This window comes from Enterocloster sp. OA13, assembly GCF_022440595.1.
In the GTDB taxonomy this organism is placed as follows: Bacteria; Bacillota; Clostridia; order Lachnospirales; family Lachnospiraceae; genus Enterocloster; species Enterocloster hominis.
Window position 1 is genome coordinate 4853344 of the sequence record NZ_JAKNTF010000001.1, and the last position, 13597, is coordinate 4866940.

The following is a 13597-nucleotide window of genomic DNA, read 5'->3' on the forward strand; positions in this document are numbered from 1 at the left end:
TCCTTTTTCCAAAATCCTGTCATCCTGTCTAAATCCAGATACCATTTCCCGTAATTTTATTCAATCCGGCCGGATATATAACAAAAAGGTGCTCTCCCCTTGAGAGAGAACACCTTTGTTCTTTATTAAAATAAACCATTTCCTTTGAAATTGCAAGCAGTTTTTCAGGAAAACATGATTTTTATTCTAATAAGCATTATTAAGCTGTCTTAATATCTCAGGAATTAAGCCTTGCCAACAGAACCGAATAATTCCATCTTTTCTTTTACAGTTGCCTTGATTGCATCTGCGCCCGGAGCCAGCAGCTTTCTTGGGTCAAAGCCCTTGCCGCTCTGGTCCTTACCGGCCTCGATGTACTCCCTGGTAGCTGCCGCAAAGGTTAACTGGCACTCCGTGTTAACATTAATCTTAGCAACGCCCAGGCTGATTGCCTTCTTAATCATATCCTCAGGGATGCCGGTTCCGCCGTGAAGGACCAGAGGCATGTCGCCTACAGCCGCTTTCACATTCTCCAGCACGTCGAAGCGCAGGCCTGGCCAGTTCTCCGGATATTTGCCGTGGATATTGCCGATGCCTGCTGCCAGGAAGTCGATTCCCAGGTCAGCAATGGCCTTGCACTCATTGGGATCCGCGCACTCGCCAAGACCCACAACGCCGTCTTCCTCACCGCCGATGGAGCCCACCTCAGCTTCCAGGGACAGTCCCATGTTATGTGCAATCTTAACCAGTTCCTTGGTCTTCTCAATGTTCTCCTCAATTGGATAATGGGAGCCATCGAACATGATGGAGGTAAAGCCTGCCTTGATACATTTATAGCAGCCCTCGTATGAGCCGTGGTCCAGATGCAGGGCAACCGGAACCGTGATGTTCAGTTCTTCCATCATGGCCTTCACCATGGCAGATACTGTCTTAAAGCCTGTCATATACTTTCCTGCGCCCTCGGATACGCCCAGGATAACCGGAGATTTGAGTTCTTCTGCTGTCAGCAGCACGGACTTGGTCCACTCAAGGTTATTGATGTTAAACTGTCCAACTGCATACTTGCCTTCCCTAGCCTTGTCAAGCATCTCTTTTGCTGAAACTAACATTTGATACCCTCCTTATAAAGTTTGTTATTTTATTAACTATCTCACCTATTATATCGCAGCTGCGAACAAAAAGGAAGATGTTTTTTTGTAATTTATGATTCGTGCTGCATCGGAACCATGAATCAGATTCCAAGGATAGCTTTTACCGCTTCTTCCATTTTATCCACATCGCACTCTGTGTTGTGGCGGATCGGCGCGTGGCGGATTTCCTCAACCGCGGCCGGGACATCCACTCCGGACAGGCTGCTTAAGGCGTCTACCACCTCAAATCCGTCTTTGTCCCTGATGCTTTCAGGTCCGGCAATTGCTTCCATTACGCTGTCAGAGAACTTGTAGGGACTTGCCGTGGAGGCGATGACGGTCTTTGCCCTATCGCCGCTTTCCGCCCTGTAGGCTTCATATACCGTGGCCGCAACGCCCGTATGGGTGTCAATCAGGTAACCGGTGCTGTCAAATATCCTCTTGATGGTGGCAGCATTTTCCTCCTGGGTTGCAAAGCCGCCTGCGAAATCGGACATGAATGCCTTCATATCCTCTGTGACGGTATAGCTCCCCTTCTCGGATAAATCCTGCATCAAAGCCGCGCTGGCCCCGGCGTCACAGCCGGTGCTCAGATAAATCAGGCGCTCCAGGTTGCTGGAAATCAGGATATCCATGGACGGGGAATTGGTGAGGATGAAATCCCTCTTCCTGTCATAGGTTCCCGTTGTAAAGAAATCATACAGCACCTTATTGTCATTGGACGCGCAGATCAGTGTCTTAACCGGGACGCCCATGCGTTTTGCAAAGTAGGCTGCCAGGATATTGCCGAAGTTGCCTGTCGGGACCACCACATTAATCTGCTCGCCGTCCGCAATCTCCTCATTGGCCAGAAGCCTGGCATATGCATATACATAATAAACAATCTGCGGGACCAGCCTGCCGATATTGATGGAATTGGCGGACGAGAACTGGAAGCCCCTGGAATCCAGTAAAGCCTCCAGGGACTTGTCCCCAAACAGCTTCTTCACACCGGTCTGGGCATCGTCAAAGTTGCCGTGGATTGCCACCACGCTGGTGTTGGCTCCCTTCTGGGTGCGCATCTGGAGTTCCTGTACCTTGCTGACCCCGTCCTTTGGATAAAATACAATGATACGGGTGCCAGGCACGTCGGCAAAGCCAGCCATGGCCGCCTTTCCCGTGTCGCCGGAGGTGGCTGTCAGTATCACGATTTCCTTGTCCACCTGGTTCTTCTTAGCCGCCGTTGTCATGAGATGGGGCAGGATGGAAAGGGCCATGTCCTTAAAGGCTATGGTGCTTCCGTGATATAGCTCCAGGAAATATGCGCCGTCGGCCTTTGCCAGGGGCGCAATCTCTTCTGTGTCGAATTTGCTGTCGTAGGCCTTTGCTATGCAGTCCTTAAGTTCCCCGGGACTGTAATCCGTAAGGAACAGCTTCATGACCTCGTAGGCTGTTTCCTGGTAGGTCATGGTCCCAAGCTTCTCCATTGGCACGTCAAGCTTTGGTATCTCTGTGGGCATGAACAGGCCGCCGTCCTTTGCCAGTCCCTTCAGGATGGCCATGGATGCCGGCACACCTGCTTCACCGCCCCTTGTACTCTGATAGGTTAATCCCATACTCTTGTCCTCGCTTTTATATTATGTTCACATTTATTATTGAAATATTAACACATTTCACTGGCTGGCGCAACTGAAATTCGGAACGCTTGCAGCCATCGGGGAGATATGCTACAATGAAGCCAAAGCAATACATCTTAATTATTCTATATGGCCTATCTAGGTTAAACCCGTATCTTGCTTTAAAACCCATTTATGACAAACATGCAGGATAGGAGGCAGACCTGTTCCTGCATAAGAACGAAAGAGAGGAATTTATGCAGGAAAAAGTAGGACGCAGTGAAAGCAGGCTGGAAAGCTATGAGGAAAAGCGGCAAAAGGTCAGCCAGTTCAATCTGACAAGCGATATATTCTTTGGTAAAACAGTGGAGGATATAGATGCCTGCCAGGAAGTGGTGCAGATCCTTACCAGGAAGGAGCTGAAGATTAAATCAGTGAAAACCCAATATTCCATCCGCAATGTGGAAAACCGCTCCGTGGTATTAGATGTGCTGGCTGAGGACAGGAATGGCTGTCTGGTAAATGTGGAAATGCACCCCCAGGAGGATGAAGATCATGTCCGGCGGGTCCGCTATCACCTAAGCAGCCTTGACATGAGCTATCTTGAAAAGGGAACGGATTTTGAATCCATTCCAGAGGTTTATCTGATTTATATTACGAAAAAGGATTTTATTGGAAGGAACAGAGGAATTAACGAAATAATCCGGGTTGTGGATGGAACCGGAACCGTTTTAAATAATGGGGTCCATGAGTTATATGTTAATTTTGAAGGCGCGGCAGACACGCCGGAACAAAGGGAGCTGCTGGATTATATGGTACACTCGGCTGCTGACTATGAGACTGGGACATTTCCGCATTTAGCTGCAAGGGTCAGGCTGCTGAAGGAGAAGAAGGAGGGAATTGATATTATGTGTGATATCCTTGATAGGGAACGGGCAGAAGGGAAAGCAGAGGGAATGGCGGCGGGAATAGCCGCATTCATCCTGGATAACCTGGAAGAGCATAGGACAGAGGAACAGATACTGGCAAAACTGGTAAAGAGATTTTCCCTGAGCCAGGAGGAAGCCGGGAAGTATCTGGCTGAATATATTCCAAAAGATTAATATGAAGCATGGCTGCTTTCATGCAGATTCAGCTTGATTCCTCCGTCTGGTTTCTATATAATTGAGTATCGCCTGTTTTACCACATATGTGTGGATTGCAGGAATGGATATCCATCCTGATCCATATCCGGATGGGTATCCGTACACTTTGACCAGGAGGAACCTTCCATGATTTACCAGCATATAAAAACCGGAACCTTCATAAGCCGCCCCAACCGTTTCATAGCCCATGTGAAGCTGGAGGGGCAGACCGTTGTCTGCCATGTGAAAAATACAGGGCGGTGCAGGGAGCTGTTAATTCCCGGCGTAAAGGTAATCCTTGAATACCATCCGGATGCCGCGGCCGCCGGACGTAAGACAGAATATGACCTGATTGGGGTATATAAGGGCGGAATCCTGATTAACATGGATTCCCAGGCGCCCAACCGGGCTGCCTGGGAATGGCTGGATGCGCAGGAAAGCATTCCGGGGCTGCCTGGCTGGGCGCCTGACAGTCTGCAGCGCGAGGTGACCCACGGTGATTCCCGGTTTGACCTGGCATTTACCCTTAATGAGATAAATGGCAGCGGGACCCGGCCTGCCTTTATGGAGGTAAAGGGGGTGACCCTGGAAACAGATGGCATGGCCATGTTCCCGGACGCGCCCACTGAGCGGGGGATTAAGCATCTTCACGGATTGGAGAAGGCGGTGCAGGAAGGTTATGAGGCCTATGTACTGTTTGTCATCCAGATGAAAGGAGTCCACGGATTCAGACCCAATGACACCACCCACCCCGCATTTGGCGATGCGCTGCGGGCCGCAGCCAGGGCCGGTGTCCATGTGCTGGCATATGACTGCACCATAACGCCGGATACCATGACGGTTGATGCTCCGGTAGCTGTAATCCTGGAATGATTCAGGTACCAGGCAGAAGCCGGGGCTTCCACATCCATGGAAGCCCCGGCCATCCCATCCGGATTATATTCTCCGGGGTGTATTTACTGTATCATAACCTCAAGCTGCATGTGCTGCAGCCAGACCTTCACATGCGGCATCCGCAACCGGAGTTACATCTGCTGCATCCGCAGCCAGTATTGCATCTGCTGCAGCCACATCCGGAATTGCAGGAGCTGCAGCCGCAGTTTCCTGCCGCGGCAGCGGAAGCAGTACGCCCCGCTGCCTGGGCAGCCGTCCTTGCAACGGATGACTGGTTGCACTGGTTATTGGCGTAGAATCCTGCCATATATCCCTGCCAGTATAAATTGCAGTTACGGCAGCCGGAGCCGCAGGCAGCTGCTGTGCCGGCCGTGTTTGCATAGGCCGTGTTCCCATAATAAGCTGCATTTCCATAATTATTTGCATTCTCATAACAGGTACCATTGGCAGCATATGCTGCACCTGCATTCGCGGCTGTCCCGCCATAATTCACACTATTTCCACTACAACCACCACATTCACTATAATTCATATTTTATCTTCTCCTTTCAATTAGGTTGTACTCTATTATATGGGCATGTACGGAATGTGTGACAGGCCTGTTCCTCCCCCCGGATAAGCGCCCTGCATATAATATAGTAACAAACCTGAACCGGTGATTTATTATGGTCTATCCTTTAAATGAACTCAATCCAGGAGAAACAGCCGAGGTGGTCTGGATCATCAGCGACCCGTATATGTCTGACAGGCTGGATTCCCTGGGTTTTTCCTTCAAGGAGCATATAACCTGCATCCTTGGCGGCCACAGGGATTCCATGTCTGCCTATCTCATACGCGGCACCCTTATTGCACTTCGCACTGAAAATGCAAAGGAGGTGCTGGTACGCTCCTTAGGGCGTGTTTGAAAATCACTTTGCTTTCTGTCAGCAGTCAGGAACAGGGGCCGCAAACGCAGCCCCTGTCCAGAACATCTATCCACTTATCTTCAATTATCCCACACGTTCCATGATTGCCTTTAAACGCCCGGTTTCCGGCTCCGTGGCACTGAGCACCGGTTTCTTGCAGCAGTCCTTCATCTGGACGCCCCTGAGGATCATTGCCTTTTTAATGGTGCCTATGAAGAATGGGTTGATATCATAGATACCCATTAACATATCCACCTTTTTCTGAAGTGCGAAGGCAGCATCCCAGTCCTTCCGGTTCACGGCATCCTGCCAGCTTACCAGCAGCTCCGGATACACATTGGACAGGGCGCCGATACAGCCCGCGCCGCCGCAGGCAGCATTGTGAATCAGGTTCTCATCAAATCCGCAGTACACCTCAAACTCAGGAAATTCTTCCCGCACCGTTGTAAGGATGCTCCTGGTATGCCCCATCTCCGATACCGAGTCCTTCAGGCCCACGATATTCCGGTGTCTGCGCAGCAGGTTCAGGACGATTTCAGGTTTCACGTCATATCCGGTCCTGGCTGGAAAGTTATAGATGTACAGCGGCCCGTCAATCTTCTCCGCCGCCTCATCATAAAACGCTTCAATGGAAGCATCGTCAATGGTAAAGTAGTAGGGGCTGATTAACATCACGCCGTCCGCACCCGCCTTAAGGGCATAGTTGCTCAGCTCCACGGTCTCCTCCATGCTGTCGCATGCGGTTCCAAAGAAAACCTTTGCCCTTTTGTTAATATATGGGACCGCCATGTCAATCAGCGTTTTTTTCTGTTCCATGCCCAGTGCATAAAACTCACCGCTGCTCCCAAGTATCAGCAGACCTCCGATGCCGCCTCCGATCAAATGGTCGTATATGTTCTTATTGCCCTGTAAATCCAGTTCCCCATTCTCATCAAATGCAGTTACAACTGGGGTGTAAAAGTTCACTTTCATATGTTTCCTCCCTAGCCAATTATATTTGTCAGTTTACCTATCTTCTCTATCTCGCATGTTACCTGGTCGCCCTTTTTCATATAACGGGGCGGGTCATACCCCATGCCGACGCCGGAGGGGGTTCCCGTGGCAATGATGTCCCCGCACTCCAGAGTGATGCACTGGGATAATTCGGATATGAGCCATGGAATGTCGTGGATGAAATTGCGCGTATTGGAGTGCTGGCGCAGCTGTCCGTTGACAAAGCTCCTTACTTCCAGCTCCACGGGGAACGGCAGTTCCTCCCGGCCCACGATTACCGGCCCCATGGATGCGTATGTGTCCAGGCTCTTTCCATAAAACCACTGTCCATGCCCTGTCTGCAGGTTCCTGGATGAAATGTCATTAAATACAGAATATCCGAAGATATATTCCTCTGCCTGGCAGGGCGGTATCTTCTTTCCATCCTTGCCTATGATGACCGCCAGCTCCACCTCATAATCCAGCGCTTCATCCACATCCAGCCTGCCCTCAATCCGTCCCCCGGGACCCATAAGCCGCAGCGCCCGTTTGGAGAAATATACTGCCTTGGGCGGTTTTTTAAAGCTCTCTTTTCCAAGATGTTCCTCTGTTTCCCTCAGATGGTCTTCATAATTCACACCCACGCACAGGATATCGTGGATTGGCCGTTCAATGGGCGCAAGAAGCCTCACTGAATCCAGGTCATATGACTGTTGCCCCAAACATCCGGAAACCGGCGGCTCCGGCAAGCCGCCGGAGATACCGGCATATTTAATGAGATCCATCATATCCCCCTTCTTCAGTCCGGGAACAAAGGATGACACCGGGATCACCCGGTCCCCCTCCAAAAGGATGCCAACCTCTGCTTCCTTTCCAGGGGCAATAAACCTTATGTATTTCATGATACACCTCTTTTTATATCGTGCCACCCTTTTATGGTTACATATAATTACATACCCTGGCAATGGCCATTTCCGTGTAGCCCAGGGCTTCTGCCTTGGTCAGTTTTCCGTCGGCCACCTGCTTCATTTCCGTAAACAGTTCATCCCCTAATTGCTCCAGGGTCTTCTTGCCGTAGATATAGGGGCTTGCATCAATGTCGATATTGTCGGACATGTTCGCATAGGTTACTTTATTGCCCGTTATCTTGATGACAGGGACAATGGGGTTGCCGGTAGGCGTTCCGCGGCCAGTGGAGAACAGGCATATCTGACAGCCGCCTGCAGCCATCCCGGCAACGGAAGAGGGGTCATTTCCAGGTGTGTCCATGATGACCAGGCCCATGTTTTTCTCCACCTGTTTTGCATAATCGTAAACCTCGTTGACCGGCACATGGCCGCCCTTATGGATGCAGCCCAGGGACTTTTCCTCCAGGGTCGTCAGTCCGCCTTCCATGTTGCCGGGGGACGGGTTTCCTTCCCGCACATCATGGCCCACAAGGCGGATTGCATTTTCATAATCATGTACAATCTGGTAAATCCTCTGGCTGACCCTCTCATCCTTGCCGTGCTTTGCCAGTATGTGTTCGGCGCCGATGAACTCGGTTGTCTCGGATAGGATGGAGGTCCCTCCGATTTCCGCCATGCGGTCGCTGATCTCGCCAATAAGGACATTGGAAGCAAGACCTGAGGTGGGATCTGAACCGCCGCATTCCGTTCCGATGATCAGTTCGGACATGCCGAATTCCTCACGTGGAAGCATGGACGCGTCCATTGTCATTTTCCTGGCGGAGCGCACCGCCTTCTCGATGGTGGCAATGGTGCCGCCGTTTTCCTGGATGATAAAATGCTCCAGTGGCTTATTTGTGCGTTCCCTGATTGCATCCAGCACCAGATCCATCTGGCAGTTCTCACATCCCAGGGAAATGACCACGATCCCATATACATTGGGATTGGCTGCATAACCAGCCATCACGTCCATGGTAAACTGCTGGTCCGAGGGGACCTGGGAGCATCCATTCTGATTGTTAAATGTAACAGCATTTTCCACCTGGGAAGCGATGATCCTTGTTGTATCCGAAGCACATACGCTGGCCGGGAGGATTAACACCTTGTTGCGTATCCCTACCCTTCCATCCGGTCTCCTGTATCCCATAAATGTCATTTCCTTCATTGCTTTCTTATCCATTGCGTCAGCCCCCTTTTATAATTGTTCCCTGTGGTTCTCAACATTGTGCGTATGTACGTGTTCTCCTGCCTGGATATCCCTGGCAGCCAGCCCGATATGTTCCCCATACTTGACAACCGGCTCTCCCTTTTGCATGTCCCTGATTGCAAACTTGTGGTAAATGGGTATGTCCGTAACAGCCGTAACTTCCCAAAGCCCGCCGCTCTTATCCAGCCAGGCCGCGGTCTGGCCCGCCTTAACCGGTTCAATGGCAACGGCTACCGTGTCTTTTTCATCAATAATCATTGCATTCGTAATTATTTCGCTCATTCTAATCATCCTCCACCATTTGTCCTATTATTTATTCAGTTTCCAGCGGCATTTTGGGGCAGCCATACTTCTTGGCCCAGTAGCTTGTCATCAAAGGAGCGATGATTGCCGTTACCACCACGGCCGCCGCCACCTGGGTGGTTGCACCGGATACGTACGGCTCAAGAGCCGGGTCCGCCATGGCCACCACGGCCGGAACTGCCACCGCATTGCCTGCGGTTGTGGCAACTGCCCATCCGGCATATCCGGGACGCTTGCCAATCACACGGTCGCAGAACACGATGAACGCGCCGCCCACGAATACAGAGATAAGCCCCAGGATCACGCCAGGTATACCACCCTTAAGTACATTCATAAGATTGATTCCTGCTCCCAGCGTCAATCCCACAAAAGGAATCATCACAGCCCCTGCAGGGGAAACGAAATCCGCAAATTTTTTATCCATATTGCCCAGGATCATACCTACCAGGATAGGGGTCACGGTTGCAATCAGTGCCTGGATTGGAATATTGGCAAGACCGGATACACCCATGGCAATCATGGTCATGAACGGTCCGTCATTCAGTGCCAGCAGCGCCATGGCGCCTCCGTCCACATCGTCTCCGTATGTCTGCATCAGGGCCAGGTAAACGGAGCCGTTGCTGTTGGTTACGGCGCTGATGATTGCCAGTGCGGATAATCCCAGGACCCCGGCCGGACCGAATATCTTACCCGCAGCGATTCCAATCAGTGAGCCGATACAAAACTTTGAAAGCAGCAGGATTCCGCCCCGCTTCAGCACCCTTCCGATATCGCCCAGCTGCAGCGTGGTTCCCAGGCATACAAGCTGGATTCCCATGGCGGTTGCGGCGCCTGCATTGGAAAATGTTGCTGTTGTCAGGGAGCCAAGCTGCAGCGCCTGGGGGAAAAAGGTGTTTAAGACCGCGCCAATCAGAAGCGGTACAATCATCATTCCGGCAGGAACCTTTTTTAGGAAATTCATTATCATAGTTTTACCCCTCTTTTCTTTTTGTACGTATATTCGTACGATATGCGCATTCTCGTACGTCACATAAAAAGAATATATCTGATTCAAAGAAAAGTCAATATTAATTTAACATTTCGACATATCACACAAACGAATACATTTTATATTGTATATTTTTACTAGTGGCTTTCTCAAAATCCCGTCTGGTATAATAGACTCAGCAAGTTAAAAGGAGCAGACCATGCCAAATACAGAACATAAACCAACAGAGCGCGTTTTAAACATACTGGAGCTGCTGGGAACCACCCCATCCGGCCTCAGCCTTTCTGATATAGCCAAACATATCGGTTCCCCCAAAACAACCGTGGCCCCTATCCTGCACACCATGGCCAGCCGGAACTTCATCGCATTCCACAGGGACAGCAGCCTTTACACCATAGGCATCGGCGCCTACCTGGCGGGCAGTTCCTATTATGGTGAAAAGAGCATCATGCAGTTCATCAAATCAGAAATGGAATATGCGGTCAATGAAACAAACGAAATCTGCCAATTCGGAATCCGTTCCGATAACAGCGTGCTTTACATAGCAAAGGTGGACTCAAAGGAGGCCATACGCCTTGTATCCAGCGTCGGGAAACGTCTGCCCCTCTACTGTACCGCTCTTGGCAAGGCCCTGCTGTACCAGCTCCCCTTTGAAAAGGTAAGGGCCTTATACCCTAACGGCCTGGAAAAGTTCACCGAATATACCATCACGGATTTTGAAACACTGGAAAAAGAGTGGGAAGAGATTAACGCCAGCAAATTCGCCCACGAAAAAAAGGAAACCGCCCTGGACATCTGCTGCTACGCAGTCCCTATCTGCTGCAACCAGAAAACCATTGCCAGCCTGTCCATCAGCGTTCCTGCCTTCCGGGACACGGAAGAAAAAGCTGTGTTGATAAAAGATGTACTTAAAAAGGTGGGAAATACAATCGAACAGTATTTGTTTGAGAATAATTTGGATGAGAATGCGTTTTGTATTTATGAGGGGTGAGGATTGGTAGGATGAGGATTGGTGGGATGAGGGCGAAGGTGCATCCGTCCGTGAGTGGAATGGGGATGGGGGCCATGGATACGGCTGCGGGGCTAGCATGTCTAAGCCTGTGGAAATCGGCGCTGGACAAGAGTCTGGCTGCCAAACTCACGCCTTATCTTATCCAACAATTTTGTTACTGAGTTCAGACAAAGGCGCCAGACTCTTAGCACCGATTCCCACAGGCTAAGACCTGCACGCCCCTGTAGATGCATCCATCGCCCCCATCCCCATTCCACTCACCCGCTACGTATCGACAGCTTCCTGCATCACACGAATCCGGGGTGTGATTTATGAGTCTCTGCGGCGTAGTAGTACCAGTATGCCAGTGCATGTTGTCTGCCTTATGTGCTCTGCAAAGAGGTGGCGTAGTGGGCGCTATGACTAGGCTTTTCAGGCATATTTCTGGCGTAGATATCTGATGCTGGCTTTACTGGTATTCGTGTAAGGCTGTACTAACTATGGCTTTCGTATTGATTTCATATTACGTTCTTATCACTTAATTATTGTTTTTTATTGGCTTCTTATTGCCTTTTTATTATTTACTTTTCGTGCTTTTATTGCTCTTTTGTTGCTTTCTTATTGCCTTCTTATTACTTACTTATCGCGCTTCTATTGTTCTTTTGTTGCTTTCTTAATGCCTTCTTAATTATTTACTTATGGCGCTTCTATTGTTCTTTTGTTGCTTTCTTATTGTCTTCTTAATTATTTACTTATGGCGCTTCTATTGTTCTTTTAGTTGACCAGTTACAGTGTCAGATTAATGATAATTTGGACAGCAATCCATATTCGATTGCACATCTAACTATAGAATGAATCCTAAAATATGTTAAAACACTCAACCTAAGATATCCCATAAACCAGCACACTACCCGTGTCATATGGCGGGCGGGGCCTTCTTCCTTTCTGGTGTGGAGGTGGCAGACGCAGTGGACGGAAGATATAGCAACCTCTTCATAACCTTGGCAGGAGCGGGGGCGGGAGGCGGGCGGGCTTGCGGTTCCTTGTGGAGGGGGCTTGGTTTGCTTGCTCAAAAAATGGGCGGAAACAGGGCCGAGAGAGGGCTTCCAAGCCCGAACGCAGAGCGCCTACGGACGAAAAATCATCAAGATTTCTTCGGTAGTTGGCGCGGTGCCCTGTTTCCGTCCATTTTTTGAGTTAGCAAACCATGCGCCCGGAACCAGGAACCGCAAGGCCGCCCGCCTCCCGGCCCCGCTCCCGGAACCAAACAAAAGCAGAGGTTGCGCACCCCCGCGCTCCCTCTGCCTCTCCCCCCCATCAATACCTATTATCAAACACCCTGGTAGACTTCTTCTCACTCCGCGGAAGTTCCCCCAGATCCACCAGCTTAACAACCGGCGTCAGGCCTATCCTGTTTTTGAAGCTGGTCTGGATTTCTATTTCAAGGGCGTACCTGTTAATGGATGGGTTGGTTTCCACAAACAGGGTCATTACATCCTTGCCCATGAGATGGTCTACCATGACCTGATACTCACTGGATGCGCCTTCAATGGAGCTTAACAGTTCTTCTATCTGGCTTGGGAAAATGTTGACACCCTTTACTTTTACCATATCGTCCGTGCGTCCAATCAAGGTTCCGATTCTTGGATAAGGAGAACCGCATGGGCAGTCGCCGGGCACAATCCTGGAAAGGTCATGGGTGCGGTAACGGATTAAGGGAGCGCCTTCTTTTTTCAGGGTTGTGATGACGATTTCCCCCACTTCCCCGTCAGGCAGGACTTCTCCGGTCTTCGGGTCCACAATCTCAATATAAATAAAATCATCCCAGTAATGCATGGCTCCCTGGGCCTGGCAGTTGATTGCTATGCCGGGACCATATACTTCCGTGAGTCCATAGATGTCGTAAAGGTCAACCCCCAGCTCGGCGGCAATCCGCTTCCTCATCTTGTCACCCCAGCGTTCCGATCCAATCACACCTTTTCTCAGGCATATCCTGTCCCCAATCCCCCTCTTGGCAATCTCCTCTGCCAACAGCAGGGCATAGGATGAGGTGGCGCACAGGACCGTGGACTTCATGTCCATCATCATGCGCAGCTGTTTATCCGTGTTGCCGGGTCCCATGGGCACGGTCATGGCCCCCAGACGCTCAGCTCCCAGCTGGAATCCGATTCCCGCTGTCCACAGCCCGTATCCCGGTGTAATCTGTATCCTGTCCATGTTGGTGATTCCGGCCATCTCATAGCAGCGGGCAAACATCAGCGCCCAGTCATCCACATCCTGCTGGGTGTAGGGGATGATGACCGGGGTCCCGGTGGTCCCGGATGAGGAGTGGATACGCACGATTTTATCTTCTGGTTCAGCCATGAGACCAAGGGGATACGCCTCCCTCAGGTCGCCTTTCCACGTAAACGGAAGCTTTTCAAAGTCCTCCTGCGACTGTATCTGGTCCACATTGATTCCTTCCAGCTTGTGCTTATAAAAACACTCCTTGCCAGTCAGTTTCTTCAGCTGTTCCTTTATGAGAAGGAACTGGGATTCTTTCATCTTCATTGGTTCTATCCT

At 50.4% G+C, this 13597-nt stretch carries 13 protein-coding genes; 4 read left to right on the forward strand and 9 right to left on the reverse strand.

The genetic code is table 11. From position 1 onward, the window contains the following. Positions 1–224: 224 nt before the first annotated feature. Together fba and thrC are read right to left on the reverse strand one after the other, a co-directional pair. Entirely contained in the window at positions 225–1088 is an 864-nt protein-coding gene (gene fba, locus MCJ35_RS21470; RefSeq protein ID WP_008720067.1) for a class II fructose-1,6-bisphosphate aldolase, read from the reverse strand. 122 nt (positions 1089–1210) lie between these two features. Next, positions 1211–2704: a threonine synthase gene (gene thrC / locus MCJ35_RS21475; RefSeq protein WP_227808576.1), complete on the reverse strand. Its 1494-nt coding sequence runs from the start codon at positions 2702–2704 to the stop codon at positions 1211–1213. 257 nt (positions 2705–2961) lie between these two features. On the opposite strand from thrC, the gene MCJ35_RS21480 reads away from it, so the two are divergent. After that, positions 2962–3807, forward strand: a complete 846-nt coding sequence (locus tag MCJ35_RS21480) for a PD-(D/E)XK nuclease family transposase (RefSeq protein WP_025485372.1) — start codon at positions 2962–2964, stop codon at positions 3805–3807. Positions 3808–3975: 168 nt separating this feature from the next. Next, positions 3976–4701, forward strand: coding sequence for a DNA/RNA nuclease SfsA (gene sfsA / locus MCJ35_RS21485; protein WP_025485371.1), 726 nt, complete (start codon positions 3976–3978; stop codon positions 4699–4701). A 127-nt stretch (positions 4702–4828) separates the two neighbouring features. Here the strand turns inward: sfsA and MCJ35_RS21490 are convergent, their stop codons facing one another. Next, on the reverse strand, positions 4829–5254 hold the full coding sequence (locus MCJ35_RS21490; protein ID WP_025485370.1) for a hypothetical protein: 426 nt from the start codon (positions 5252–5254) through the stop codon (positions 4829–4831). Between the two features lie 133 nt (positions 5255–5387). On the opposite strand from MCJ35_RS21490, the gene MCJ35_RS21495 reads away from it, so the two are divergent. Then, a complete protein-coding gene (locus tag MCJ35_RS21495) occupies positions 5388–5627 on the forward strand; it encodes a FeoA family protein (protein ID WP_008720073.1) in 240 nt (79 codons plus the stop codon). A gap of 84 nt (positions 5628–5711) precedes the next feature. Here MCJ35_RS21495 and MCJ35_RS21500 read toward each other — a convergent pair whose 3' ends face one another. The 5 genes from MCJ35_RS21500 to MCJ35_RS21520 are packed head-to-tail and all read right to left on the reverse strand — an operon-like array spanning position 5712 to position 10023. Beyond that, complete coding sequence (locus tag MCJ35_RS21500) at positions 5712–6599, reverse strand: dihydrodipicolinate synthase family protein (RefSeq protein WP_025485369.1); 888 nt, start codon at positions 6597–6599, stop codon at positions 5712–5714. A gap of 11 nt (positions 6600–6610) precedes the next feature. Then, positions 6611–7501, reverse strand: coding sequence for a fumarylacetoacetate hydrolase family protein (locus MCJ35_RS21505; protein ID WP_025485368.1), 891 nt, complete (start codon positions 7499–7501; stop codon positions 6611–6613). Positions 7502–7538: 37 nt separating this feature from the next. Further along, positions 7539–8726 carry a UxaA family hydrolase gene (locus tag MCJ35_RS21510; RefSeq protein WP_353656084.1) on the reverse strand — a complete coding sequence of 396 codons (1188 nt, stop codon included), beginning with the start codon at positions 8724–8726 and terminating at the stop codon, positions 7539–7541. 15 nt (positions 8727–8741) lie between these two features. After that, positions 8742–9035, reverse strand: coding sequence for a UxaA family hydrolase (locus MCJ35_RS21515; protein WP_240299649.1), 294 nt, complete (start codon positions 9033–9035; stop codon positions 8742–8744). A 31-nt stretch (positions 9036–9066) separates the two neighbouring features. Then, positions 9067–10023, reverse strand: coding sequence for a 2-keto-3-deoxygluconate permease (locus MCJ35_RS21520; protein WP_025485364.1), 957 nt, complete (start codon positions 10021–10023; stop codon positions 9067–9069). Between the two features lie 220 nt (positions 10024–10243). On the opposite strand from MCJ35_RS21520, the gene MCJ35_RS21525 reads away from it, so the two are divergent. Then, on the forward strand, positions 10244–11035 hold the full coding sequence (locus MCJ35_RS21525) for an IclR family transcriptional regulator (RefSeq protein ID WP_008720082.1): 792 nt from the start codon (positions 10244–10246) through the stop codon (positions 11033–11035). A 1317-nt stretch (positions 11036–12352) separates the two neighbouring features. Here the strand turns inward: MCJ35_RS21525 and MCJ35_RS21530 are convergent. Beyond that, the gene (locus tag MCJ35_RS21530; RefSeq protein ID WP_008720084.1) at positions 12353–13585 is read right to left on the reverse strand and encodes a phenylacetate--CoA ligase family protein; all 1233 of its coding nucleotides are present in this window, start codon (positions 13583–13585) and stop codon (positions 12353–12355) included. Between the last annotated feature and the right edge of the window lie 12 nt (positions 13586–13597).

Bases quoted from the DNA above. Each gene is read 5' to 3' on its own strand.
- fba (WP_008720067.1), bottom strand. From the start codon at position 1,088: ATGTTAGTTTCAGCAAAAGAGATGCTTGACAAGGCTAGGGAAGGCAAG.
- thrC (WP_227808576.1), bottom strand. From the start codon at position 2,704: ATGGGATTAACCTATCAGAGTACAAGGGGCGGTGAAGCAGGTGTGCCG.
- MCJ35_RS21480 (WP_025485372.1), top strand. From the start codon at position 2,962: ATGCAGGAAAAAGTAGGACGCAGTGAAAGCAGGCTGGAAAGCTATGAG.
- sfsA (WP_025485371.1), top strand. From the start codon at position 3,976: ATGATTTACCAGCATATAAAAACCGGAACCTTCATAAGCCGCCCCAAC.
- MCJ35_RS21490 (WP_025485370.1), bottom strand. From the start codon at position 5,254: ATGAATTATAGTGAATGTGGTGGTTGTAGTGGAAATAGTGTGAATTAT.
- MCJ35_RS21495 (WP_008720073.1), top strand. From the start codon at position 5,388: ATGGTCTATCCTTTAAATGAACTCAATCCAGGAGAAACAGCCGAGGTG.
- MCJ35_RS21500 (WP_025485369.1), bottom strand. From the start codon at position 6,599: ATGAAAGTGAACTTTTACACCCCAGTTGTAACTGCATTTGATGAGAAT.
- MCJ35_RS21505 (WP_025485368.1), bottom strand. From the start codon at position 7,501: ATGAAATACATAAGGTTTATTGCCCCTGGAAAGGAAGCAGAGGTTGGC.
- MCJ35_RS21510 (WP_353656084.1), bottom strand. From the start codon at position 8,726: ATGGATAAGAAAGCAATGAAGGAAATGACATTTATGGGATACAGGAGA.
- MCJ35_RS21515 (WP_240299649.1), bottom strand. From the start codon at position 9,035: ATGAGCGAAATAATTACGAATGCAATGATTATTGATGAAAAAGACACG.
- MCJ35_RS21520 (WP_025485364.1), bottom strand. From the start codon at position 10,023: ATGATAATGAATTTCCTAAAAAAGGTTCCTGCCGGAATGATGATTGTA.
- MCJ35_RS21525 (WP_008720082.1), top strand. From the start codon at position 10,244: ATGCCAAATACAGAACATAAACCAACAGAGCGCGTTTTAAACATACTG.
- MCJ35_RS21530 (WP_008720084.1), bottom strand. From the start codon at position 13,585: ATGAAGATGAAAGAATCCCAGTTCCTTCTCATAAAGGAACAGCTGAAG.